Here is a 22,612-nt window from a genome sequence, read left to right on the forward strand (position 1 = left end):
AACGGCCCCTCGTCCACCTTTTTTGGAATCGGTTTTCCGCTAGACGATATTCGTGATTGTAGTTCCGCAGATGCGGGGCTAGTGTTCGTTGTATGACGCATTTTCGGATCAGCGAAGCGGCCGCTCTCCTCGGCGTGAGCGATGACACTCTTCGCAGATGGTGCGCGGACGGCATCCTCTCGGTGTCTCTTGACGAATCGGGTCGGCAGGTCGTCGAGGGGGCCGAACTCGCCGCGCGCGCCAAAGTACTGGCGACCGAGGTCGCCGACGTCGGCGATGTCCGCCGCAGCGCGCGCAACCGTTTCACGGGACTCGTGACGAAGGTCGAGATCGACGGGCTCATGGCCCAGGTCGAGCTGCAGTGCGGCCCGAACCGGGTGATCTCGCTGATGTCGTCCGAGGCCGCCCGAGAGATGAAGCTCGATGTCGGGTCCAAGGCCGTCGCGGTCGTCAAGGCGACCATGGTCATCCTCGAGACCGAGAAGGACGCACGACAGTGAGCACTCCCGGTCGGCGTGCAGCCGTGATCACGGCGCTGGTCGGTGCGCTCGTTCTCACCGGGTGCACGGGGGCAGGAGACGGTGCGGTGGAGAACGGCACCGCTGACGGGCCGAGCGGCGAGCTCACGATCTTCGCTGCGGCGTCCCTCTCCGGTGCCTTCGATGAACTCTCCACGCGGTTCGAGGAACAGCATCCGGATGTCGACGTGCTTCCGATCAGCTACGACGGCTCCTCCGTCCTGGCGACCCAGCTGATCGAGGGCGCGTCCGCCGATGTGTTCGCGTCAGCCGACGAGCGGAACATGACCAAGGTGATCGATGCGGGGCTGACCCCTGACGCAGAGGCATTCGCGACGAACACCATGCAGATCGCTGTCGCGCCCGACAACCCTGACGACATCGACTCTCTTGCCTCCCTCGCAGAAGACGACCTGCTCGTCGTGATGTGCGCTGCGGAGGTTCCGTGCGGTGCTGCGGCGCACACGCTGCTCGATGCCGCCCAGATCGCGGTGACACCGGTCAGCGAGGAGCAGAACGTGACGGCGGTTCTGGCGAAGGTGAAATCCGGTGAGGCCGATGCCGGCCTGGTCTATAGAACCGACATCGCGGCCGCCGGTGATGCAGTGGACGCCGTCGACATCGAGGGCGCCGAGCAGGCGACGAACGTGTATCCGTTGTCGGCGTTGACGGATGCCGCGAACCCGGAAGCCGCGGAGGCGTTCGTCGCCTTCGTGCTCTCGGATGCCGGGCAGGCGGTCCTGCGCGACTTCGGCTTCGGCGCACCATGAGCGTGACGGCCGAGGCAGGGCTCCAGACCAGGGCGAGCGGCTCGGTGCTGAGGCGCATTCCGCCGTGGTTGGCGGTACCGGCCGCGCTCGGCGCGCTCGTGCTGGTGCTGCCATTCGTCGCCCTGCTGGTGCGCCTGGACTGGGCGGGAGTTCCTGCGGCGATCACCTCTCCGGCGGCGATGCAGGCGCTCACGCTGTCCCTGTCGACGGCCTCGATCGCGACAATCACGTGCGTGATACTCGGCGTGCCGCTCGCCCTCGTGATCGCGCGCAGTCCGCAGTGGCTCGCCGCGATCCTGCGCACCCTGACGACCCTGCCGCTCGTGCTGCCCCCGCTGGTCGGCGGCATCGCACTGCTCTCGCTCCTCGGAAGGGGCGGACTGTTCGGATCGGCGCTTGCCGCGGCCGGACTGCAGATCCCGTTCACGACCACCGCCGTCGTGATCGCGCAGGTGTTCGTCGCCCTGCCCTTTCTCGTGATCTCAGCCGAGGGCGCCCTGCGCACTGCGGGGACCGGCCATGAACTCGTGGCCGCATCGCTGGGTGCGAGTCGGTTCACCGTGTTCCGGAGGGTCACACTCCCCCTGGTCGCGCCGGGGCTGGTGGCCGGCACCGTGCTCTGCTTCGCCCGCGCTCTCGGCGAGTTCGGCGCAACCGCGCTCTTCGCCGGCAATGCCCCCGGCGTCACCCGCACCATGCCGCTCGCCATCTACACGGCGTTCAATGGCGCAGGCGTGCAGGAGGACACCGCGATCGCCCTGTCGCTGCTGCTCATCATGGTCGCGGTCGCGGTTCTCCTGCTGATGCGGGGCTGGCGAGCGGATGCCGTCCGATGACGCTCAACGTCGACATCCGCGCCCGTGTCGGAAGCTTCACCCTCGAGGCGGCGATCACCGCCGCCGAGGGCGAGGTGCTCGCCGTTCTCGGCCCCAACGGCTCGGGTAAATCGACCCTGCTCGGCGCGATCGCCGGCCACCTCGATCACGCAGGCCGTCACAGCGAGGTCACCGGCCGGATCGCGCTGGGCGATCGCGAACTGGATCGCTCGGTGCCACCCGAGCGCAGGCGGATCGGGTTGCTCGGTCAGCACACCACACTGTTCCCTCATCTGAGCGCGTTGGACAATGTGGCGTTCGGTCCGCGAGCGCAGCGGATGCCGCGTGCCGAGGCCGACGACATCGCTCGCCGACACCTCGCCGACGTCGGGCTCAGCGATCTTGCCGAGCGGCGGCCCGCGCAGCTTTCCGGCGGACAGCGCCAGCGCGTCGCGCTCGCTCGTGCGCTGGCCGCGGCGCCGGATGCCCTGCTGCTGGATGAGCCGTTCGCCGCTCTCGACGTGCAGACCTCGGCACAGGCCAGGCGCCTGGTGTCCGAGTTGCGCGACAAGGTCAGTGTGCCGATGGTGCTGGTGACACACGATCCAATGGATGCTGTCATGCTCGCGTCGCGCACCGTGGTGCTGCATGAGGGGCGGGTCGTGCAGCAGGGCCCGACCGGAGAGGTGCTCGGTCACCCGAACTCGCCGTTCGTCGCGGCGATCGCAGGCGTGGATCTCGTGTCGGGTGTGGGCGATCGGCACGGGTTGCTCCAGACGGATCACGGCACGGCTGGCGCGATCCGTTGGAGCGGCCGCGGCGACGAACTGCGTCCTGGCGATGCGGGCACGGCGGTGTTCTCCCCCGGTGCCGTCCGGATCCATCAGGCTGCGCATCGCGACATCACCATGATCGACACACCGCCCAACACCTGGACCGGCACCGTCGCGCACCTCGAGTCGATCCCCGGCGGAGTGCGTCTGTTCACCACCGAGCATCCGAGCATCGCCGTCGACTGTTCGTCCATGACAGCGGTCGAGGCGGGCGTTCGGCCCGATGCGGTGCTGTCCTTCTCGATCCTCGCGCAGGACGTCTCTGTGCGCCGTTCGCGTTGAGCGGTGCTACCGTTGCCCACACGAAAGGGACGGCGATGGCGATCATTCCGATTCCCGCACCTGAGCGGGCGACAGGGGCGTCGCGCCTGCCCTCGACGGGTGGCCTGGTCGACAGGTTCGCACGCCCGATGCGCGACCTGCGGATCTCCGTGACCGACCGCTGCAACTTCCGTTGCGTCTACTGCATGCCGCGAACGGTATTCGGCCGGGACTACGCATTCCTGGATCGTGATGAACTGCTCAGTTTCGAGGAGATCGAGCGGATCGCACGAGTCGCAGCCGCCCACGGCGTGCGCAAACTGCGCCTGACCGGCGGCGAACCGCTGCTGCGCCGCGGCATCGAGGATCTCATCGCCCGCCTGGCGGCGCTGCGCACACCGGACGGCGAGAAGCTCGAGATCGCCCTCACCACGAACGGCTCCGCGCTGACCGTGAAGGCGCAGGCCCTCAAGGATGCCGGCCTCGGCCGTCTCACCGTCTCGATCGACTCGCTCGACGATGAGCTGTTCCAACGGATGAACGACGTGCGCTTCCCCGTCTCGCGGGTGCTCGACGGTCTTGATGCCGCCGATGCGGTGGGGCTGGGGCCGATCAAGCTGAACATGGTGGTCAAGCGCGGATTGAACGACGGCGAGATCGAGGCGATGGCCTCCCACTTCAAGGGCACGCCCTACACGCTGCGCTTCATCGAGTACATGGACGTCGGCACGTCCAACGGGTGGTCGCTCGATGAAGTGGTGCCATCCGCAGAGATCGTCAGGCGGATCAGCGCGCAGCATCCGCTCGTGCCGATGGATGCCGTGACCAAGGGCGAGACCGCGCAGCGCTGGCGCTACGCGGATGGCACTGGCGAGATCGGCGTGATCTCGTCAGTGACCAATACCTTCTGCGGCACGTGCAACCGCGCGCGCATCTCCACGGAGGGCAAGCTCTTCACCTGCCTCTTCGCGACAGAGGGGCATGACCTGCGCGCGCTGCTGCGCGATGGCGCCGACGACGAGCAGCTCGCCGCGGCGATGGCCTCGATCTGGGGCGCTCGCGACGACCGGTACTCCGAGATCCGGTCGAGTCTCACCCCTGAGCTGCGCGCCTCGCGCCAGCGGGTCGAGATGAGCTACATCGGCGGCTGACCGACCGGCCATTCACCGACGGGCACGGCTCAGAGCCCCACCCACTCCGAGACGCCGTCGTCGTAGTGCTGGCGCTTCCAGATCGGCACGCCTCTTTTGATCTCCTCGACCACCAGCTCGCACGCGCGGAACGCCTCGGCCCGATGGCCGCCGGAGGCCGCGGCGTACAGCGCGATGTCGCCGATGCGCAGATCGCCGACGCGATGGGCGGCCGCCACCAGCAGCCCGGTCTCCGCACGCACGCGCTCGACGATCTCCGCCAGGAACCGCGCAGCATCCGGATGCGCGCGATAGTCGAGCGCGCGCACCGCTCGCCCGCCGTCGTGATCGCGCACGACGCCGCAGAATGTGACGACGGCACCGTGCTCGTCCGAACCAACGGCGGCGCGGACGGCCTCCTCGTCGATCGGGTTCTCGGAGATCAGCGCGAAGGTGTTCGTCATGAGGTCACAGGCTCCATCTGGGCGGCTGTCTGACTCGCGTCATCCGGTACCGCATCTCCGACCACATCTCCGCCGACGGCAGCGAAGGCCTGAATGCCGCCGGCGAGATACGTCACGCGGAACCCGCGCTCGGTGAGCGTCCGCGCAGCGCGCTGCGAGCGCGGGTCGCGCTCGCAGTAGATGACGACCGACTCGCCGCTCGGGTCTTCGGGGCTCTCCCCCGCGTCGATCCGGCCGATCGGCAGCAGCTGCCCGCCGGGGATGCGACGCGCACGCGCTTCGTGAGGCTCGCGTACGTCGATCAATCGCACCGGGGTCCGCTCTCTCATCCATTGCAGCAGCTCGGCAGCGGATGTGGCGGCGATATCGTCGGCAGCCGTTTCGGTGCGAACACCGCAGAACTCGTCGTAGTCGATGAGTTCTGTGACCGGCGCACGCATCTCGTCAGCGGCATACGCGATCTCCCGCGTGCGGGCGCTGAGCGCATCGTAGAAGAGCACCCGTCCCAGCAGGGGTTCGCCGATTCCGACGACGAGCTTGACGACCTCGGTCGCCATGAGCGATCCGATCGCGGTGCAGAGGCTGGGCAGGACTCCGCCCAACTCGCACGACAGCGTCTCGTCTGCCGGGGGCGGCGAGGGAAACAGGTCGCGGAACGTCGGTCCATGCCCGCGCCACGCCACTCCGATCTGCCCGTGGAAGCGCAGGATGCTACCCCAGACGAGGGGCTTGCCCGCGAGTTCTGCGGCGTCATTGGCGAGGTAGCGCGTCGGGAAGTTGTCACTGCCGTCGACGATGAGGTCGTAGTCCTCGAGCATGGCCGGCAGATTCTCGGAGGTCAGCCGCTCGCGATGGACGATCAGCTCGTGCTGCGGGTCGATGGCCCGCACCGTGTCGGCGAGCGAGTCGACCTTGGGCCGGCCGATGTCCTCGACACCATGGCTCAGCTGACGATGGAGATTCGACAGCTCGACGACGTCGTCATCGACCACGCCGATCGTGCCGATTCCGGAGCCCGCGAGAACTGGCACGATGGCACTGCCCAGACCGCCGGCACCGATGACGAGAACACGGGCAGCGTTGAGCCGGCGTTGCGCACTCTCACCGAACCCGGGCAGCATCAGCTGACGGCTGTAACGTGTGATGCGCTCGGGCTCCAGCGCGGGGCCCGGCTCGACGAGCGGGATCATGTTGCAATAGTACGCGTCGAACTCCGCTCCACGACAGACAGTTTCCACGATACGAAGTTTTATTTCCGCCTTGCGAGCTAGGATGGTCAGTATGGCAATCGTGAAGGTGCGATACTTCGCTGCCGCCTCAGAAGCAGCGGGTCGCGAGCAGGAAGAGCTCGACCTCGGCTCCGATCCGACACTCGGCGGGCTTCGCGAGGTTCTGGAGCACGCATACGGCGCGCCGATGTCGCGCGTCCTCCGCTCGGGCTCGTTCCTCGTCGACGGCGTCGTGCGGCGTGATCCTTCGCACCCGGTCGGCGCGCAGGTCGATATCCTTCCGCCGTTCGCCGGAGGATGATCGAACCCATGACCTCGAATCCGACCACCCCCGCCGAGCACGCCGACGCCGTCTCCACGCTGCTCGCTCCGGTGCTCGAGCGACTCGCCGATGAGGCGCGCGCCGAACTGGTCACTCTGACGCCCGGTGCCGCGGCGGGTCGCGTGCTGTCGGTGGATGTGCTCAGCCCGATCACGGTGCCACCGTTCACCAACTCGCAGATGGACGGGTACGCCGTTCGCGCCGCTGATCTGGCATCCGCGACTGCCGATTCGCCGGTGCGTCTGCGCATCGGCGAGACGAGTGCTGCCGGTGACGCCGTGCACGCGCACATCGCCGGCACCGCAGCTCCGGTGATGACGGGCGCGCCGATCCCCTCAGGGGCCGACGCCGTCGTGCCGATCGAACTCGCCGACCCTCCGCGGTTCATCGGGATCGGCAACGACGCCGGTGGCGATGACCAACCCGAGAGTCCCGCAGATACCACCGTGGGCTTTCACGCCACCGTCGAACCCGGCGCCTTCGTGCGCGAAGCGGGCGCCGACCTCGCCGAAGGGTCGATGATCCTGCCCGCCGGCACTCGGCTCGGCCCCGCCCAATTGGGGTCACTCGCCTCCGCCGGAGTCACCGAGGTGCGGGTGTGCGCGCGTCCCGTCGTGCTGCTGCTCTCCACCGGACACGAGCTGCGCGCACCAGGCGATGCACTGCAGCCCGGGCAGATCTACGATGCGAACACCGCCTCGCTCACGGCCGCCATGGAGGAGGCGGGGGCCATGGTGCACTGCGCCTTCGCTCCTGACGATGCCCCAGCCGTGCTCGACGCGATAGCGCAGCATCCGGATATCGACGTGATCGTCACCACCGGCGGGGTCAGCGCCGGTGCTTTCGAGGTGGTGCGCGACGCTCTGGAGCCGGCCGGCGTGCGCTTCGGGAAGGTCGCGATGCAGCCGGGTGGCCCGCAGGGCCTCGGTGCTGCACGGGTGCTCATGGGCGAGGTGGAGCGCGTGGTGCCGGTGATCGCGTTCCCCGGAAATCCCGTCTCGGCGCTGCTGTCATTCGAGATGTTCCTGCGCCCGGTGCTGCGGGCTGCTGCGGGCCTGGCTCCCTCTCGTCGTATGCACCGCGCCGCACTGGCCGAAGCGCTCAGCTCGCCTCAGGACAAGCATCAGATCCGTCGCGGAAGGCTCCGTGCAGACGGTAGCGTCGAGGTGGGGGCTCCCGGATCGCATCTGCTGCATGACTACGCGCGGGCGACGGTCCTGGTGCATGTTCCGATCAGTGTCGCGGCGCTCCCGGCCGGCGCTGAGGTCGAGGTATGGAGAATCGATGAGTGACCTGACGCATCTGCGTTCTGACGGCTCGGCGCACATGGTCGACGTCACCGACAAGGCAGTCACACGGCGCGAAGCGCGCGCGCAGGCGGTACTCATCACGACCGAAGACGTCGTGGCGAAGATCGCCGACGGATCGCTGCCCAAGGGCGAGGCCCTCGGAACGGCGCGGCTGGCGGGCATCATGGGCGCGAAGCAGACGTCGAACCTGATTCCGCTCTGCCACCCTCTGCCACTGACCAAGCTCTCCGTCGACCTCGAGCCGCAGGGCGACCGGGTGCGGATCCTCGCGACCGCCGTGACGAACGGTGTCACCGGCGTCGAGATGGAGGCGCTGACCGCGGCGAGCGTCGCGGCGCTCACCCTCTACGACATGATCAAGGCCGTCGACAACCGCGCCGTGATCACCGACGTGCTCGTGCTCTCGAAGTCGGGCGGCAAGAGCGGCGACTGGTCTCGCGAATGACTCGGACGGCTGCGGTTCTCGTCGCTTCGACCCGCGCGGCAGCGGGCGCATACGAGGATCGCACCGGGCCAGTGATCGCCGAATGGCTGCGCTCTCGCGGATTCGAACTGGTGGGGCCGGTCGTCGTTCCGGATGCCGCGATCGCAGAGTCGCTCGCGGAACTGCTCGCGCAGCATCCGGATCTGCTCCTCACGACGGGCGGCACCGGCGTCTCGCCCGATGACCGCACCCCGGAGGCGACGAGGGCTCTGCTGGACATGGAACTGCCGGGAATCGCCGAGGAGGTGCGTCGACGCGGTGCGGAGGCCGCGCCCGCCGCGATCCTCAGCAGAGCGGTCGCCGGCGTCGCCGGCGCCACGCTCGTGATGAACCTGCCTGGCTCCAGCGGTGGCGTGCGCGACGGCCTCGCCGTGCTCGAAGGTGTGCTCGACCATCTGCTCGACCAGATCGCCGGTGGGGACCACTGAGCGCACTGAAACCCATGTGACCTGCGGCACCGACCGTCTTCGACCGGACGAGTCCGCCGGCCGAAGACCGTGACCAATGTCATGCCAATAGGGGACGGTTTTGCACTTCTTCGCCTTGCGAACCGCTTGTAGCGTCGATCTGACGGACGCCGAACGGGGAAGACGAATGGTGCGCAGGGCCAAGCCAGGAGACGATCACCCGCTGCAGCGCTACCGCTGGTGGCAGCTGTTCTCCCGCTCGCTGTTCCATCTGCGTCTCGACGGCGTCGCCGGTGCACCGGAAGTCTGGTCGGTCGATGTCCGCCATGGTGGCGACTCGAACGGAGAGGTGTGGGCCCTGCTCTACCTCGACGGACGCAACCAGTCCCGCTCCAAGCTTCCCGCGGCGTTCCGCATCCCAGGTGGCACCATCGAAGTGGCCACGAGCAACTACGGTCTCAAGCGCTGTCACTACGTCACCGACGACGGGAAAGCTCGGATGCTCGTACCTGACCCCGCCTCTGCCGAGGGGCGACGCGCTCGCCTCGATCAGACCCGTCCGACCATGAGTCGCGCCATCGGCGTCGTGTCGGTGGTGGTGCTCTTGATCGCACTCGTGCTCGGTGTGCCGCAGATAGTCGAAGACATCACACGGATTCCTCCCGTCGCCGACGCTGTCGGCACTTTCGTCAGCCCGTTCCATCTTCCGGCGTGGGCGAACATCTCACTGGTCGTCGCGGGGCTCGTGGCGAGCACCGAGCGGGCTCTTCGCATGCGCTACAACTGGATACTCGACGGCGGCCTCTTCGACGGTGATGACTAGGCAGCACCCGAGCGCTCGAGCTCCTCGAGATACGCTGCCGTGAGAGCGCCGAGCACGCTGCCGGCGCCGGCGGCGCTCGGGATTCCCAGGTGCAGTTCCCTGAGCTCATCCATGAACGCGTCCCAGAGGTCGGGACCGCCGTTCTCGAGCAGCTCTGCGCGGATGGCGAGCTCGGGCGAGACCGGAAGGTGACGCCGGCCCCAGGCGCCGAGGTGGGCGAACACCGGCACGAGCTGAATCGACGGCTCTGTAAGGCTGTAGATCACCTTCTGCTTGTGGGAGGGATCCGCGGCACGGGAGAGCATGCCCAAGTCGACGAGCCGAGCGAGCCTGTTCGCGAGGATGTTGCTGGCGATGTGCTCATCCGAGTTCGCAAGCAGTTCTCCGAAGTGCCGGCGGTTTCCGAACATGATGTCGCGAAGCACGAGCAGCGACCATCTATCGCCGAAAACCTCGAGGGAGAGGTTGATCGGGCATCCGGATCGGTGCGCGTCCACTGCAGGGTCCTTTCGTAAACCACTTGCAATCTACCACTGGTTATGGTTACTCTCAATCCAATTGCAGAACACAAGTGGTCAGGGGCTGGCATGACGTACGTATTCAGTGACATCACGATCTCCATCGACGGGTTCGCGGCGGGCTTGGGCCAGACAGCCCAGAAGCCCTTCGGTGATGGGCCGGTACAGGAGCTGCACCGTTGGATGTTCGAGGAGCCCGAGTCGAATGCCGCCGAGATCGCGGCGGTCGCCACCGCCGAGGCGTTTGTGATGGGGCGCAACATGTTCGGCCCAGACCGTGGCGAGCTCGACCCGAACTGGGCTGGGTGGTGGGGACCGAACCCTCCGTATCACGGGCCGGTCTTCGTGCTCAGCCACCACAAGCGCGAACCTCTCGTGATGGACGGGGGCACGACGTTCACATTCGTCAACGAGGGCATCGATGCCGCCCTCGAGCAGGCTAAAGCGGCGGCCGGGCCCGAAGGGCGGGTGTCGATCGCGGGCGGAGCATCCACCGTCAATCAGTACCTCAGGGCCGGATCGATCGATGAGCTGCGCACACATATCGCACCAGTGATCCTCGGCGAAGGAGAGCGTCTCCTGCTTGACGTCCCCGCCCGAACGGTGAGCATCGTGTCCGCTCGGGCGTCGGCGCTCGCCACGCACATCACCTATCGGATCAGTTGAGTCATGGCCAAGGTCGCGTGGGGATTCACCTGTTCGATCGACGGCTTCATCGCCGGCCCCGATCACGACATGAGCTGGCTGTCGGCGTCGGACCCGATGCCGGAGGGCATGACGGCGAGCATGGCCGGCAGGGTGGGGGTGATCATCTCCGGCAGATCCGGCTATGACGCCGCGAAAGCGCAGCGGGATGAGCGCGACGAGATGACCTCCGAAGCGTACGGCGGCGCGTGGTCGGGAACCGAGTTCATCCTCACGCACCGACCGGAGGAGATCGCAGACGATCCGACGATCGTTCCGCTCAACGTCGACGTCGTCGAGGCCATCCGCCGGGCGAAGGAGATCGCCGGCGACGAGGACGTGCAGATCATCAGCGCGGACATCGCGCGCCAGGCACTGCAGCACGATCTCATCGACGAGTTGCAGGTCTTCGTCGCTCCGGTGTTCCTCGGTGACGGCATCCGCATCTTCGACGTTCCCGGCGGGCGCCGCTACGACTGGGAGCTCGTCGAGATCTACGAGGGCGCGGAGCGGAGTTTCGGGCGCACGTACCGACCGAAACGCAACTGACGGCCGGAGCTATACGACGGCGTCGGTGCGAATGCCGAGCAGACTGCCTGCGCCGGAATCCGACGGCAACGGACGAAATCCGAGCCGGTGATAGAAGGCCCGGGCGCCGGTGTTCTGCGGCGAGACCCCGAGGTGCACACCCGGTACTCCTCGCCCGTGCAGTGCAGCGAGCAGCGCGCGGATCAACCCGCGTCCGACGCCCTGACCTTGGAGTTCTGGCAGGAGATCGATGTGCAGATGCGCCGGATACTCGTCCAGTTCGGCGATCATCATCCGCTCCGGATCGCGCCCCATCTCGAGGATGGCGGATGGTGCGAGACGCGCGTACTTCCGCTCGAACGCGGGCAACCACTCACGGCGATAGCGGTCGACGAAAGCACGAGTGTCGGCGGCGGCGACCACATAGCCCGACGCCCTGGTGCCGGTGTCGACGACGAACGTCAGCTCCGGCTCGAAATCGACGTACGGCAACGCGAAGATGTCGGCCAGCAGGTCGTCGCTGCCGTGCATGCCGGTGGCATCGGCGCCGCCGTTCCCGGTCTTCAGACAGATCTCCGCGACATCGGAACGGTCGGATTCTCGAAATCGACGGATGGTCGGCACTCGTTCATACTGGCATGGACCAGTGACCCCACGACGATGAGAAGCCCAGATCCTCAGGTGGCATCGCGTTCCTGCGCGATGAGGTCGCGGATCAACTCCGCCAGGAGAGCGGTACGCGGCGGGATCTCCCCGACGATCACGTGTTCGTGGTCGGCGTGCGCACCACCGCCGACCGCGCCGAGCCCGTCCAACGTGGGCACGCCCATCCCGGCCGTGAAGTTGCCGTCGGATGCGCCGCCGACGACGATGCCCACGGGTTGCGGCAGGCCGTGGCGTGCCGCAATTGCCTGCGCCCTGGTCAGAAGAGGTTCTGCCGCCGACGGGTCGAGCGGAGGACGGTTGATCCCGCCGTGCACCGTGATCAGTGCGCCCGTCTCGGACGTGAGCCCTCGAATGGCGCGGTCCACCCGCTCCTGCTCCACGAGGCTGAACGCACGCGCATCGACACTGAACTCCGCATGGGCGGCCACGGTATTGGTCGTGCTGCCGGAGGAGGCGACGGTCGGAGTGACGGTCGAGCGCATGGCCTCGTCGCCGAGACCGGCGACCGCCAGCACCTGATGGGCGAGTTCGACCGTTGCGTTGATGCCCTTCTCCGGCTCCAGGCCGGCGTGCGCGGCGCGGCCGTCGATCTGGACGCGGTAGAGCGAGACACCCTTGCGACCGACCTTCAGCGCGCCGCCGTCTCCCGACGCCTCGAGCACCAGAGCGGCTCGGCAGCCGCGCGCCTCCTCCTCGATGAGGAGCCTCGACGACGGAGAACCCATCTCCTCGTCGCCGGTCACCAGCAGGGTCACCGACCCTTGCCCATCGGGTCGAAGACCGAGTGCGCTGAGCGCATGGACTGCCATGACCAGCCCGGTGAGCATGTCGAAGCATCCGGGGCCACGGAGGATGCCGTCCTGCACCGAGAACGGATGGGTTGCGAGCGATCCGACTGGCCAGACCGTGTCGTGATGCGCGAGGACGAGCACGCGCGGTGCACCCGCATCCAAGGATCCGAGCCTCCATCGCAGATGCGTGCAGCCGTCCACCTCGACGCGCTCCGGCAGTGTGCCGAGGCGTTTCGCGCCGATCAGCGCGACGACTTCCGCCGATCGCGCTACGGCGTCGAGATCGGCCGACGGCGACTCGCATCGGACGAGCCGCTCGATGTCATCCAGCATCGCCGGAAGCGCGGCTTCGGCCCACTCGACCGGCCCGGTGCTCACCGGACCTGGCCCCGCAGTCCGCGGCCGGGGTACGCGTCCAAGACGATGTCGCCGTCACGGACAACGAACTCTCCCCTGACCAGGAGTTGCTCGATGCCCACGGACGGTCTCGTCGAATCGAAGTACGTCGCCAGGTCGGTGACGCGCTCAGGGTCGATCACGACGATGTCGGCATCCGCGCCCACCCCGAGGTGCCCCTTGTCCCTGAAGGCGGGAGCGACGAGATCGAGCACACGGGCAGGGAGATAGCTGCAGCGCCGGAAGGCCTCAGCCCACGTCCATGCCCCGCGCTCACGAACCATCGTCCGCAGCGAACGGGCGAACGTGCCTGCGGTGCGCGGGTGGGTCATTCCCCCGGCGGGCAGCGGCCATTCCCTGCTCTCCGTAGATCCATCCGGCCATGTCACGTGCATCGCGTCGGAGGCGACGATGCTGTCGGGGAAACCGAGCGATCTCTCCAGCAACGCCCTGTCGGCCGGATTCTCCTCGTCGAGGAATTCGACGATGCACGCCGCGCCGGGGTCGGTGCTGCGGACGTGACGCAGATGCGCCTCATCCCGGATGCGCTCGCCCGTGGCGACGATCACGATGTTGCTCGGAGAGAGTCCCCACACCGGCAATCGCTCCGGCGCGAGGAAGGCAGCACCGATCCCGGTACTGCCCGCACCATATGGATACGCCTCGACTGTGATGGTCGCACCGCCCGCTCGTGCATCGTCGATGGTCTGCAGAACCCGATCGATGTGACGGCGGGACGTGCTGTTGACGTGGCAGTGATGAACCTGACCACCGAATTCCATGGCCATCTGCGCGGCCCTCGACGGTCCCGTCGATGGGGGTGCTCGGGTCCGCCTCGACGATCTCCCGTACGTGCGTGAACGTCGGCGCTCCGGCCCTGGCGGCGAGCTCATTGACGGCCCGGTACTCCGCAGGATCAGTCCGTGGTGCGTATCCCTGCAGGATGCCGATGCCGAGGGCGCCGTCACTCAATTCCCTCTCCAATCGGGAGAGCCATGCGGTGAGTTGAGCGGGCGACGAGTCCTGTTGCCACGCGGGATCGGCCAGAATCGACAGGCCGCCGACGAAGTCCGCATCCGCATCCCGCCCCGCCAGCACCTCAGCCCGCGCCATGCCCCAGGATGCCGAGAAGCCGAAGTTGATCGGACGTCCCTCCTCGAGAGCCCTGGTGTACGCGCGCTCCACTGGCAGCAGGCCCGCCTCCAGCTCCAGCGCGGTCGTCACCCCGTCCATCGCCTGAAGACGCTGACCGGCGACGCTGTTCACGTGACTGTGCAGGTCGACGAACCCTGGGCCGACGATCATGCCGGTGACGTCGACGACACGGGCACCCTCTCGTTCCAGGCCCGAGCCGATCGCCGCGATCCTGCCGTCCTCGACCAGGACGTCGGATGCCTGATCGAGTCCGCTGCCCGGATCGATGACACGGCCGCCCCTCAGAAGCAACGGTGTCATGACGCCGCCTGCTCACACCGCGGCAGAGCACGAATGCCGACGTACGCGACGGGACGGTCTTCAATGGTCGTGAACGACACCGGCGCCCATGGCGTCAGTGGGTCGGGGCGACCGACGAACTGATCCGGTTCCGAACGAGGAAACAGCGCGAACGGCTTCGGCGGCTCGGGGGGCGCCGCGACGCCGGTGACGACCACGGTGGCCTGAACCCCACCGTCGTCGGCGCGCTCCACGACGAGGGACGTCGATGCATCGGCGTACGTCCCCAGCCACGACTCGTCGAGGACGGCGTCCGCGGCTGGTCCTGACGGCCGCCTCGTCGACGTGGGGACAGCATCCGAGAACTCTCGGGCGAAGGCCTCGTACACCTCCGCGGCAGCATACGGAGCGACACCGCCGTTGCAGAACACGACGAACACCAGCCCGTCGTCAGGCAGCACCTGCAGCCAGGCGTTGTTCCCGATCGTCGTTCCACCGTGCCAGAACATGCGATGACCGCCCCAGTCGTCCAGCATCCAGCCCAGGCCCCACTCCGGTGCCGTCGCGGCTGCCGCCGGGTCGAGCGCCCACTGCGACTGCGTCATCATCTCGACCGTCTCGTCGCTGACCAGACGTGCGCCGTCGCGCGTCCGACCGCCGCGCACGAAGGCGCCGCCGAACGACAGGAGATCGTCGACCGTGCTCGAGATGAGTCCGGCCGGCCCCATCGAGCGTGTGATCGAAGAGACAGGAGCCGGCACCCAGGACGAGGTCCCTGGAGCCCGCACGTGACCGTGCTGGTACCGATGGGCCATGACCTCCTCCGGGAGGGTCAGGAAGGTGTCGAGCTCGAGGCGTCCGGTGATCCGCGCACGCAGGGATGCGTCCCATGTGCGGCCGTCCAGGACCTCGATGATGCGACCCGCCAGAACGAAGCCTGAGTTGCAGTACGACCAGCCGGCGGACGGGGCGAACAGCGCATCGGCCGATTTCAGCGTCGCGACGTACTTCTCTACGCAGTCGTCGCCGCGACCGGTGTCGGTGAAGAGGTCGCCGTCGATCCCCGAGGTGTGGGTGATCAGATGCTTCACGGTGAGTTCCGACGCATGGGGTGAGTCCAGCTCGACGCCGGGGAGCAGATCGAGTACCGGCGTGTCGAGGTCGAGCTTTCCCTCCTCCCGGAGCTGCATGATCATGGTGGCGGTGGCCACCTTCGTGATGGAGCCGACCTGACACACGGTGTCCCGATCCGTGGCGACGCCCGTCCGGTTGTTGGTCACGCCGGTGCGAGCGACGAGGCGGCTCTCACGTCCCGTCTCCTCATCGATGCTCAGCACGCCGGCAACGATTCCCGGCACGTGGTGACGCCGAGCGATCTCAGCGAGAAGGTGATCCCAGGGCGCCGGATCGAATGCCGTCGGTGAAAGAGGTGTCATCAGGTTCTCCGATCTCTTTGTCTGCGAAGTGCTGTCAGTCCACCAGGATGAATGACGAGTACATGTCGGGGATCTTCGCCTCGACGCCGTTGGCGTAGGTGACGTCCGGTCGCATGGCGAAGGGCACATAGTCAGCGGAGGCATACATCTCGGCCTCCGCGTCCTCCCATGCGCCGCAGGCATCCGCTCCCGTGAACTGCGTGGTCTCGGCGACAAGGGCGTCGAAGTCAGGGTTCGATATGGCCGCGAAGTTGTTTCCTGTGGGCGGAGTCGGGCCCGAGAGGAAGGCGGTGAGCACGCTGGGCACGGAGTAGTTCGAGGCGATCCAGATGACGTCGAGGTCGGACGCGGCATTCTCTGCGCGGATCTTCTCGTTGAAGATCGCGTAGTCCGAGCCCTCCTGCGCGACCTCGACACCGATCTCACCCCATTGCTGGGCGATCATCTCCGCCGTCGCTGACGTCTCGGGCCAGCGCGTGTTCCATGCGAAGTTCAACGTGAGCTTCTCGCCGTCCTTCTCGCGTGTGCCGTCAGCGCCGACCGTCCAGCCGAGCTCATCGAGCATCGCGGCCGCTTCTTCCGGGTCGTACGACGGGAGGTTCGTGGTGGCTGCGTCGTACTGGCAGATCTGCGGCGCCAGTACTGCGAGGCGCGTCGCGCGTTCACCCTTGTCAGCCGTCTGCACTCGCATCAGCGCGTCGAGATCGAGCGCCTTCGTCAACGCGATCCGCACCTGCTCGTCAGCGGTCGCCTGACCTTCGGCCTGGCTATACGCGAAGCCTCCTGTGACGAGAGGCCATTCGATGATGGCATCTGCGGACGCAGCGACCCGATCCTCATCCGGGCCCTGAACCGCGCTCACATTCAGTTCGCCGGAGAGCAGGAGATTCGCACGGGTGCTCGGGTTCTCGATGATGCGCAGCACGACGCTCTTCGGGGCGCCGGGTGTCGAGCCGTCGACGCCGCCCTCGGGCGCCCAGTCGTAATCGTCCTTCCGCTCGAACGTGTAGTGATCGCCCTGCACGGCCTCGGTGAGCTTGTAAAGACCGGTGCCGTTCGTGGCCGATGCCACGCTGTCCGGGTCATCCAGCGCCCCTTGGCAGTAGATGGGATGAATTCCGATCGAGGGAAGCAGGAACGAGTTCGGTGTCTCGGTGGTGAGCGTCACCGTCCTGGCCGCTTCGTCGTGCTCGATGACGGCGTCGGGCGGGATCACGAGCCCGACGAAGCTCGACCCGTTGGCGGGGTCGAGGATCCAGCGGTAGTTGTTCGCCACGGTCTCCGCCGTCAGGTCGCTTCCGTCCTCGCACTTCACGCCCTCCTTGATCGTGAACTGCAGCGACGTGGGCGTCTCCTCCCAGGACTCGGCCAGCCAGCCCTGCGCCTGGCCGTCCGCGTCGAAGTAGACGGGCGCTTCGTAGGCCCACGGATACACGTAACTGAGCGTCGCGCTGGAGTTTACGTGCCGGAGCAGATTGCCCGGGTCCTCGTTCAGCGCCACGGTGAGCGTGCCGTCGATGACCGGCTCTCCGGCGTCTCCGCCGGGCCCGCCACCGGCACCGGTGCACGCGCTGAGTGCGAGAGTCGCCACGGCCAAAGCGGCGGCGCTCAGAAGCAGCTTCTTCTTCATGAAGGTCCTCCAGGGTTTGTGATGCACGGAGTCGGGTGAAGGGATGCTCGCACTCTGGCGCGCCCGGAGCCGGGCGGCATCGTCGAATACGACCGAACGTGACAATCTCGGTTGGACGAACCGACAGCCGACAGCCGGAGACGAAGGTACGCGTCGGTCATGGTGAGTCCGATCGTCAGGCCGAGCGGAGCTCGGCGACGGCGGCCGCTGCGATCTCGCCGATCGCGCGGTCGAAGCGCGGCGAGACCGTCGCGGGGCTCGGGGTCCTCAGGAACACGGACACGGCGTAGCGTGCACCGTCGGGGTACTCGACGACGGCGGCTTCGTTGCGAACGAACGGGAGCGTCCCCGTCTTTCCGCTCACCAGGATCTCATCGTCAGGGAAGCCGCTGCGCAGTCGGTGCGGCCAGACCTGAAGGCGCAGGATGCGGCGCGCCTCCGCGCAGGCTTCAGGCGCAATTCCGTCTTCCGTCCAGATGCGGCCCAGCAACTGGGACGTCTCGCGGGGCGTCGTGCGATTGGTCCGCTCCGCGTCCAGAGCTCGCGCGCCGAGGAGCGCCTCCTCGCCCCGCGCGAGCAGGTCGAACTCGGTGCCGGTCCCCATGCCGAGATCATCGCTGATCGTCGCGAACAACGCCGCACAGTCGCCCTCGAGAACCGTCCTCGTCAAACCGAGACCGCGCAGCATCTCATTGATGCGATCGAGACCGACAGCATCCATCACGACATCGGTCGCACGATTGTCCGACACCGACATCATCGACAGGCACAGGTCACGCAGCGAGATCGAGACGGGATCGACGAAGGCCGCGATCCCCGTCGAACCCATCACCGGAAAATCCTCAGGAGCCAGTTCGATCATCCGCGTCGCGTCGAGCTCACCGGCTGCCATCTGCCGGCAGGCTTCAACGAGGACGGGCACTTTGAACACGCTCGCCGCGACGACGGAATCGTCTGGGCGCACCCCCACCTCGCCGCCATCGAACTCCTGCGCGTGCACGTAGGCGCGCAACCCTGTCGATGCTTCGATCTCCTCGACCACCTGCCGCAATGTCATCCTGCAAGCTTCCGCGCCCGTGAGCGCGTCTGCTTCGGCGATCGTCACAGTGTGCACGCGCGATCTTCGTCGTCGCGCACAGCGCCGCTCTTCGCACCGGCCGGGCTTGTCGCGTCGGACAAGCCGAGGCCTTCCGCATGATCCGCATGAACGAAGCACTGGCCCGTTCGAACCGAGACGCTGATACCACCGACTGAAAGGGGCCGTGGATGAAGCCGTCCGCCGGTTCGACGCTCGCTGCACCCGCCGCGGCCGCGGCATGGAGACTCGCAGATCAGGCCTGTGCCGCTGCAGGGCTCATCATGCACGACGCACACGAACCCGATGCCGCACGGCGCGCGGCCGAAGTGCTCAGCACCATCTGGGGCAGGCACGGCACCGAGATGATCGATCCCGCGATGCTCGTGGCGATCGCGCACGCCGGCAATCTCGTCACCGTCGCAACCGCTGACGGTGAGCCGATCGGGGCAGCGGCAGGTTTCTGCGGGCCGCCCGGCACTCCCTTCCATTCCCACATCGTGGGCCTTCTCCCCTCCGCCACCGGCCGCGGGCTCGGACGTGCGGTGAAGCTCTATCAGCGCGCCTGGTGCCTGGAGCACGGCATCGACACGATGACCTGGACATACGATCCGCTGGTGGCGCGGAATGCATACTTCAACATCCGGCGGCTCGGCGCGCGTGCAGTGCATTACTACGCCGGCTTCTACGGTGAGATGGTCGACGCCATCAATGCAGGCCAGGGATCGGACCGCATGCTGATCCGCTGGGATCTGACCACCACCCCACCGGAAGCGGGCGCGCCCCTGGTCGATCCGGGCCGGGGTTCCCACTCCGCGATCGAGAACCTCGCGGGAGCGCCGTCTGCGTACAGCCCTCCTCCCCGCGACACGAACACGACGCTGATCGCGATCCCCCGTGAGATCGAGGAGATGCGTCGCACGGATCCCGACCTGGCACGCCGGTGGCGTGCGAGCACGCGCGACGCGCTCGACGACCTCCTCGTCAACGGCTGGATCATCACAGACTTCACCCGCTCATGCCAGTACGTGCTCCACCGCGAAAGGACGTCATGAAACTCCTCGGCCTGCGCCTTCACCACCTCGAGATCCCCCTCGTCTCCCCGTTCACCACGTCGTTCATGACCCAGACGCACAAGCGCTGCTTCCTCGTCGAGGCTCAGCTCGAGACCGACGCCGGCGATGTGATCACCGGATGGGGTGAGAACGTCGCCCTGGACCGGCCTTACTACTCCGCGGAGTACCTGGACGGGTCGGCGGATGTCGTGGAGCGATGGATCGCGCCGCTCCTTTTCGACATGGAACACCTCACCGCCGAGACCGTGTTCCACCACCTCCGCAAGGTCATCGGAAACCCCATGGCGAAGGCATCGGTGGAGATGGCGATCCTCGACGCCCAGCTCCGCGCCGAGAACCGTTCGTTCGCCTCTTACCTCGGTGCGGTGAGCAGCACTGTTCCGTCCGGCGTCTCCGTCGGCATCCAGGACTCCGTCACCGAAACTCTGGGCGTGATCGGCGGTTACCTCGAACAGGGGTACGCGAGAATCAAGCTCAAGATCCAGCCGGGGGCGGACATCGCGCACGTCGCGGCCGTGCGTCGTGAGTTCGGCGACGATCTGCTGTTCCAGGTCGACGCCAACGCCGCGTACACGCTCGTCGACGCCGCCCACCTGCGTCGCCTCGACGACTACGGACTGCTGCTCATCGAGCAGCCGCTGGGCGAGGGCCGACATCCGTCAGCACGCGCAGCTCGCCGCTCTGATGACCACGCCGATCTGTCTGGACGAATCGATCGTGTCGGCCGAGGCCGCCGCCGATGCGATCTCTCTGGGGGCGACATCGGTGATCAACATCAAGCCCGGCCGCGTCGGCGGCTATCTCGAGGCGAGGCGCATCCACGACCTCGCGCGGGCGCACGGCATCGCCGTCTGGTGCGGCGGCATGCTCGAGACCGGCATCGGAAGGGCCGCGAATGCCGCACTCGCCGCTCTCCCCGGCTTCACGCTCCCCGGTGACATCTCCGGATCGGACCGCTTCTTCCGCGAGGACATCGTCACCGAACCGCTGCGCATGCACGACGGGGTCGTCGACGTGCCGAACGGTCCAGGGTTCGGGGTCGACATCGACGAGGACCACTTGGAGCGGTTCCGCACACAGCTCGTGGAGGTCACCCGATGATGCGCCCACCAACCCTTCAGGATCTCTCCGCCCTCGCGGAGCCGGCGAGCCCCGTGCTCACCCCGGATGCGACGCGCGTCGTGTACGCGCTGAACCGCCACGATGACGGCGACGCCCGGTCAGAGCTGTGGAGCGTCGCGACCGAAGCCCGCGGCGACGCGATTCGACTGACGTCCGGCTCTCTCGACACGGCACCTGCGGTGTCTCCCGATGGAACGTCCGTGGCGTTCGTGCGGAAGGTCGACGGCACGCCGTCGATCCATGTCGTACCCCTCAGCGGTGGTGACCCTGTGCGGCTGACACGCGACCTGATGGTCGTCGGTGCACCGGAGTTCTCTCCGGACGGCTCGCGCATCGCCTTCGTGGCGCTGGTGGATGACGCTGCGGGGAGTCCGGCCCCGCCGCTGGTGATCAGTGGTGACCCCGTTCACAAGGTCGATGGATTGGGCTGGGTGGGCACGGCCCGCGCTCAAGTGCACGTCATCGCCATCGCCGGGGGCGACGCCGTGCGCGTGCGCTCCGACGGCCAGTGCGGTGACCCCGCCTGGTCGCCAGACGGATCCATGCTGGCGTTCACCCAGATCTCCACCGGTGTGGAGGGACATCGCTTCGCCCTCCGGGTCGGCCTGGTCGACACGGAGACGATGCAGGATTCGGCACGGTTCCCCTTCGCCGCGACGGGAGTCGGTGGACCCCTCGTCTGGACGCCAGACGGCACCTCGGTGATCGCGATCGGCGACCTGGAGGTTCGGGTCGGCGTGAATCGTCTTGTGCGCCTGGATCTGGCCGGCGGTGCGGCGACCGTCATGACCGGAGATGTGGATCGCAACGTCATGGGCGGAGGCCCAGGGTATCCGGGTGGAAAGCCTGCCTTCGGTCCTGAGGGAAGGCTCTTCTTCTGCGTGCGGGACGGAGGGCAGAGCATCCTCCTCTCGATCGATCCCGCATCCTCCGAGATCCGCCACCATGACACGGGGGAAGGGAGCGTCATCAGTGCTCTCTCGATACGCGGCGGGTTCGCCGCGATCAAGGTGTCCGATCCGACCACACCTGGCGAGCTCGCCCTCGTGGACCTCGTCGAGGGCGGAACGGTTCGCCTGACCAATTATCTGGCGGATGCCGTGCCGGATGTCGCGTTCGCTCCGACACGCCCCGTGCGGTTCACGATCTCCGATGGCACGACGGTGCACGGGTGGCTGCTGCGCGCAGACGACACCACCGGACCCGCGCCCACGTTGCTCGATATCCACGGCGGTCCCCATAACGCGTGGACCGGGACCGCCGACACCGCGCACCTCTACCATCAGTTGCTCGCGGCACAGGGTTGGAACGTGCTCACCCTGAATCCGCGCGGCTCGGACGGCTATGGTGAACCGTTCTATCGAGCGGCGATCGACGCGTGGGGCGAGGCGGACGAGAAGGACTTCCTGGAGCCGCTCGACCGGCTGGTGGCCGACGGCATCGCGGACCCGGATCGGATCGCGGTCACCGGGTACAGTTACGGCGGTTTCATGACGTGCTGGCTCACGAGCCGCACGGATCGCTTCCGCTCAGCGGTGCCCGGCGGGCTCGTATGCGATCACCATGCGATGAACGCGTCCAGCGACCTCGGCGGCTTCCTGCGCGACCTCGAGATCGGCGGCAGCCGCAACGCCGTTCGCCTCTCCCCTGTCACGTACGTCGACGCGGTGACCACGCCCACTCTCATCCTCCATGGCCAGGACGATCAGCGCTGCCCGTTGGCACAGGCCGAACTCTGGTACGCCAGGCTGCGGGACAATGATGTGGAGACCGAGATGGTCGTGTATCCCGGCGGATCGCACCTGTTCATCCTGAACGGCCCGTTGGCGCACAGGACCGACTACAACCGACGCGTCGTCGACTGGGTCGTCGGCCACCTCGACTGACCGC

Annotated in this window: 23 protein-coding genes and 1 pseudogene; 15 read left to right on the plus strand and 9 right to left on the minus strand. The window is 67.3% G+C overall.

Annotated elements, in window-relative coordinates; translation table 11 throughout:
• Positions 1-92 precede the first annotated feature (92 nt).
• The 5 genes from QFZ46_RS07970 to moaA are packed head-to-tail and all read left to right on the plus strand — an operon-like array spanning position 93 to position 4,348.
• Positions 93-500 carry a TOBE domain-containing protein gene (locus QFZ46_RS07970; protein WP_307360161.1) on the plus strand — a complete coding sequence of 136 codons (408 nt, stop codon included), beginning with the start codon at positions 93-95 and terminating at the stop codon, positions 498-500.
• Positions 497-1,288, plus strand: coding sequence for a molybdate ABC transporter substrate-binding protein (gene modA / locus QFZ46_RS07975; protein WP_307360163.1), 792 nt, complete (start codon positions 497-499; stop codon positions 1,286-1,288). The genes QFZ46_RS07970 and modA overlap by 4 nt, the downstream gene beginning before the upstream one ends.
• Entirely contained in the window at positions 1,285-2,124 is an 840-nt protein-coding gene (locus QFZ46_RS07980) for an ABC transporter permease (protein WP_307360164.1), read from the plus strand. The genes modA and QFZ46_RS07980 overlap by 4 nt, the downstream gene beginning before the upstream one ends.
• Positions 2,121-3,218: a sulfate/molybdate ABC transporter ATP-binding protein gene (locus QFZ46_RS07985; RefSeq protein ID WP_307360165.1), complete on the plus strand. Its 1,098-nt coding sequence runs from the start codon at positions 2,121-2,123 to the stop codon at positions 3,216-3,218. Before QFZ46_RS07980 ends, QFZ46_RS07985 begins: the two co-directional genes overlap by 4 nt.
• 35 nt (positions 3,219-3,253) lie before the next feature.
• On the plus strand, positions 3,254-4,348 hold the full coding sequence (gene moaA / locus QFZ46_RS07990; protein WP_307360167.1) for a GTP 3',8-cyclase MoaA: 1,095 nt from the start codon (positions 3,254-3,256) through the stop codon (positions 4,346-4,348).
• 29 nt (positions 4,349-4,377) lie between these two features.
• On the opposite strand, the gene QFZ46_RS07995 is transcribed toward moaA, so the two are convergent.
• Together QFZ46_RS07995 and QFZ46_RS08000 are read right to left on the minus strand one after the other, a co-directional pair.
• Positions 4,378-4,791 (minus strand): molybdenum cofactor biosynthesis protein MoaE, encoded by a 414-nt coding sequence (locus QFZ46_RS07995; protein WP_307360170.1) that lies wholly within the window; start codon positions 4,789-4,791, stop codon positions 4,378-4,380.
• Positions 4,788-5,981: a ThiF family adenylyltransferase gene (locus QFZ46_RS08000; protein ID WP_307360172.1), complete on the minus strand. Its 1,194-nt coding sequence runs from the start codon at positions 5,979-5,981 to the stop codon at positions 4,788-4,790. Before QFZ46_RS08000 ends, QFZ46_RS07995 begins: the two co-directional genes overlap by 4 nt.
• 91 nt (positions 5,982-6,072) lie before the next feature.
• On the opposite strand from QFZ46_RS08000, the gene QFZ46_RS08005 reads away from it, so the two are divergent.
• The 5 genes from QFZ46_RS08005 (at position 6,073) to QFZ46_RS08025 (ending at position 9,366) form a co-directional block, all read left to right on the plus strand.
• On the plus strand, positions 6,073-6,321 hold the full coding sequence (locus QFZ46_RS08005) for a MoaD/ThiS family protein (RefSeq protein WP_307360174.1): 249 nt from the start codon (positions 6,073-6,075) through the stop codon (positions 6,319-6,321).
• A gap of 8 nt (positions 6,322-6,329) precedes the next feature.
• Positions 6,330-7,634: a molybdopterin molybdotransferase MoeA gene (locus QFZ46_RS08010; RefSeq protein ID WP_307360175.1), complete on the plus strand. Its 1,305-nt coding sequence runs from the start codon at positions 6,330-6,332 to the stop codon at positions 7,632-7,634.
• On the plus strand, positions 7,627-8,097 hold the full coding sequence (gene moaC / locus QFZ46_RS08015; protein WP_307360177.1) for a cyclic pyranopterin monophosphate synthase MoaC: 471 nt from the start codon (positions 7,627-7,629) through the stop codon (positions 8,095-8,097). The genes QFZ46_RS08010 and moaC overlap by 8 nt, the downstream gene beginning before the upstream one ends.
• Positions 8,094-8,564, plus strand: coding sequence for a MogA/MoaB family molybdenum cofactor biosynthesis protein (locus tag QFZ46_RS08020; RefSeq protein WP_307360179.1), 471 nt, complete (start codon positions 8,094-8,096; stop codon positions 8,562-8,564). Before moaC ends, QFZ46_RS08020 begins: the two co-directional genes overlap by 4 nt.
• A 166-nt stretch (positions 8,565-8,730) precedes the next feature.
• The gene (locus QFZ46_RS08025) at positions 8,731-9,366 is read left to right on the plus strand and encodes a hypothetical protein (protein WP_307360181.1); all 636 of its coding nucleotides are present in this window, start codon (positions 8,731-8,733) and stop codon (positions 9,364-9,366) included.
• Here the strand turns inward: QFZ46_RS08025 and QFZ46_RS08030 are convergent.
• Positions 9,363-9,863: a winged helix-turn-helix transcriptional regulator gene (locus tag QFZ46_RS08030; protein ID WP_307360183.1), complete on the minus strand. Its 501-nt coding sequence runs from the start codon at positions 9,861-9,863 to the stop codon at positions 9,363-9,365. The genes QFZ46_RS08025 and QFZ46_RS08030 overlap by 4 nt on opposite strands.
• 90 nt (positions 9,864-9,953) lie before the next feature.
• Here QFZ46_RS08030 and QFZ46_RS08035 point away from each other — a divergent pair, with 90 nt between their 5' ends.
• Complete coding sequence (locus tag QFZ46_RS08035; RefSeq protein ID WP_307360185.1) at positions 9,954-10,550, plus strand: dihydrofolate reductase family protein; 597 nt, start codon at positions 9,954-9,956, stop codon at positions 10,548-10,550.
• A gap of 3 nt (positions 10,551-10,553) precedes the next feature.
• Entirely contained in the window at positions 10,554-11,117 is a 564-nt protein-coding gene (locus QFZ46_RS08040) for a dihydrofolate reductase family protein (RefSeq protein ID WP_307360187.1), read from the plus strand.
• A 9-nt stretch (positions 11,118-11,126) separates the two neighbouring features.
• On the opposite strand, the gene QFZ46_RS08045 is transcribed toward QFZ46_RS08040, so the two are convergent.
• The 6 genes from QFZ46_RS08045 to QFZ46_RS08075 all read right to left on the minus strand — a co-directional run bounded on the left by QFZ46_RS08045 (position 11,127) and on the right by QFZ46_RS08075 (position 18,506).
• Complete coding sequence (locus tag QFZ46_RS08045; protein WP_307360189.1) at positions 11,127-11,720, minus strand: GNAT family N-acetyltransferase; 594 nt, start codon at positions 11,718-11,720, stop codon at positions 11,127-11,129.
• 53 nt (positions 11,721-11,773) lie between these two features.
• Positions 11,774-12,931 carry a M20 family metallopeptidase gene (locus QFZ46_RS08050; protein WP_307360192.1) on the minus strand — a complete coding sequence of 386 codons (1,158 nt, stop codon included), beginning with the start codon at positions 12,929-12,931 and terminating at the stop codon, positions 11,774-11,776.
• On the minus strand, positions 12,928-13,842 hold the full coding sequence (locus QFZ46_RS08055) for an amidohydrolase family protein (protein ID WP_307364537.1): 915 nt from the start codon (positions 13,840-13,842) through the stop codon (positions 12,928-12,930). Before QFZ46_RS08055 ends, QFZ46_RS08050 begins: the two co-directional genes overlap by 4 nt.
• 558 nt (positions 13,843-14,400) lie before the next feature.
• On the minus strand, positions 14,401-15,819 hold the full coding sequence (locus QFZ46_RS08065; RefSeq protein ID WP_307360195.1) for a serine hydrolase domain-containing protein: 1,419 nt from the start codon (positions 15,817-15,819) through the stop codon (positions 14,401-14,403).
• 34 nt (positions 15,820-15,853) lie between these two features.
• Positions 15,854-17,449: an ABC transporter substrate-binding protein gene (locus QFZ46_RS08070; RefSeq protein WP_307360197.1), complete on the minus strand. Its 1,596-nt coding sequence runs from the start codon at positions 17,447-17,449 to the stop codon at positions 15,854-15,856.
• A 175-nt stretch (positions 17,450-17,624) separates the two neighbouring features.
• Positions 17,625-18,506: a serine hydrolase gene (locus QFZ46_RS08075; protein ID WP_307360200.1), complete on the minus strand. Its 882-nt coding sequence runs from the start codon at positions 18,504-18,506 to the stop codon at positions 17,625-17,627.
• A 209-nt stretch (positions 18,507-18,715) separates the two neighbouring features.
• On the opposite strand from QFZ46_RS08075, the gene QFZ46_RS08080 reads away from it, so the two are divergent.
• From QFZ46_RS08080 to QFZ46_RS08090, 3 genes and pseudogenes are all read left to right on the plus strand, one after another.
• Positions 18,716-19,579, plus strand: coding sequence for a hypothetical protein (locus QFZ46_RS08080; protein WP_307360203.1), 864 nt, complete (start codon positions 18,716-18,718; stop codon positions 19,577-19,579).
• A pseudogene (gene menC / locus QFZ46_RS08085) lies at positions 19,576-20,701 on the plus strand (o-succinylbenzoate synthase). Before QFZ46_RS08080 ends, menC begins: the two are co-directional and overlap by 4 nt.
• The gene (locus QFZ46_RS08090; protein WP_307360205.1) at positions 20,698-22,608 is read left to right on the plus strand and encodes a S9 family peptidase; all 1,911 of its coding nucleotides are present in this window, start codon (positions 20,698-20,700) and stop codon (positions 22,606-22,608) included. The pseudogene menC and the gene QFZ46_RS08090 overlap by 4 nt, the downstream one beginning before the upstream one ends.
• Positions 22,609-22,612: the final 4 nt, after the last annotated feature.

It is taken from the genome of Microbacterium murale (assembly GCF_030815955.1).
GTDB lineage: Bacteria > Actinomycetota > Actinomycetes > Actinomycetales > Microbacteriaceae > Microbacterium > Microbacterium murale_A.

What these genes read in the sequence shown, in the direction of transcription:
- QFZ46_RS07970 (WP_307360161.1), top strand. Translation starts at nt 93, where the DNA reads ATGACGCATTTTCGGATCAGCGAAGCGGCCGCTCTCCTCGGCGTGAGC.
- QFZ46_RS07980 (WP_307360164.1), top strand. Translation starts at nt 1,285, where the DNA reads ATGAGCGTGACGGCCGAGGCAGGGCTCCAGACCAGGGCGAGCGGCTCG.
- QFZ46_RS07985 (WP_307360165.1), top strand. Translation starts at nt 2,121, where the DNA reads ATGACGCTCAACGTCGACATCCGCGCCCGTGTCGGAAGCTTCACCCTC.
- moaA (WP_307360167.1), top strand. Translation starts at nt 3,254, where the DNA reads ATGGCGATCATTCCGATTCCCGCACCTGAGCGGGCGACAGGGGCGTCG.
- QFZ46_RS07995 (WP_307360170.1), bottom strand. Translation starts at nt 4,791, where the DNA reads ATGACGAACACCTTCGCGCTGATCTCCGAGAACCCGATCGACGAGGAG.
- QFZ46_RS08000 (WP_307360172.1), bottom strand. Translation starts at nt 5,981, where the DNA reads ATGATCCCGCTCGTCGAGCCGGGCCCCGCGCTGGAGCCCGAGCGCATC.
- QFZ46_RS08005 (WP_307360174.1), top strand. Translation starts at nt 6,073, where the DNA reads ATGGCAATCGTGAAGGTGCGATACTTCGCTGCCGCCTCAGAAGCAGCG.
- QFZ46_RS08010 (WP_307360175.1), top strand. Translation starts at nt 6,330, where the DNA reads ATGACCTCGAATCCGACCACCCCCGCCGAGCACGCCGACGCCGTCTCC.
- moaC (WP_307360177.1), top strand. Translation starts at nt 7,627, where the DNA reads ATGAGTGACCTGACGCATCTGCGTTCTGACGGCTCGGCGCACATGGTC.
- QFZ46_RS08020 (WP_307360179.1), top strand. Translation starts at nt 8,094, where the DNA reads ATGACTCGGACGGCTGCGGTTCTCGTCGCTTCGACCCGCGCGGCAGCG.
- QFZ46_RS08025 (WP_307360181.1), top strand. Translation starts at nt 8,731, where the DNA reads ATGGTGCGCAGGGCCAAGCCAGGAGACGATCACCCGCTGCAGCGCTAC.
- QFZ46_RS08035 (WP_307360185.1), top strand. Translation starts at nt 9,954, where the DNA reads ATGACGTACGTATTCAGTGACATCACGATCTCCATCGACGGGTTCGCG.
- QFZ46_RS08040 (WP_307360187.1), top strand. Translation starts at nt 10,554, where the DNA reads ATGGCCAAGGTCGCGTGGGGATTCACCTGTTCGATCGACGGCTTCATC.
- QFZ46_RS08055 (WP_307364537.1), bottom strand. Translation starts at nt 13,842, where the DNA reads ATGAGCTCGCCGCCAGGGCCGGAGCGCCGACGTTCACGCACGTACGGG.
- QFZ46_RS08065 (WP_307360195.1), bottom strand. Translation starts at nt 15,819, where the DNA reads ATGACACCTCTTTCACCGACGGCATTCGATCCGGCGCCCTGGGATCAC.
- QFZ46_RS08070 (WP_307360197.1), bottom strand. Translation starts at nt 17,449, where the DNA reads ATGAAGAAGAAGCTGCTTCTGAGCGCCGCCGCTTTGGCCGTGGCGACT.
- QFZ46_RS08075 (WP_307360200.1), bottom strand. Translation starts at nt 18,506, where the DNA reads ATGACATTGCGGCAGGTGGTCGAGGAGATCGAAGCATCGACAGGGTTG.
- QFZ46_RS08080 (WP_307360203.1), top strand. Translation starts at nt 18,716, where the DNA reads ATGAAGCCGTCCGCCGGTTCGACGCTCGCTGCACCCGCCGCGGCCGCG.
- QFZ46_RS08090 (WP_307360205.1), top strand. Translation starts at nt 20,698, where the DNA reads ATGATGCGCCCACCAACCCTTCAGGATCTCTCCGCCCTCGCGGAGCCG.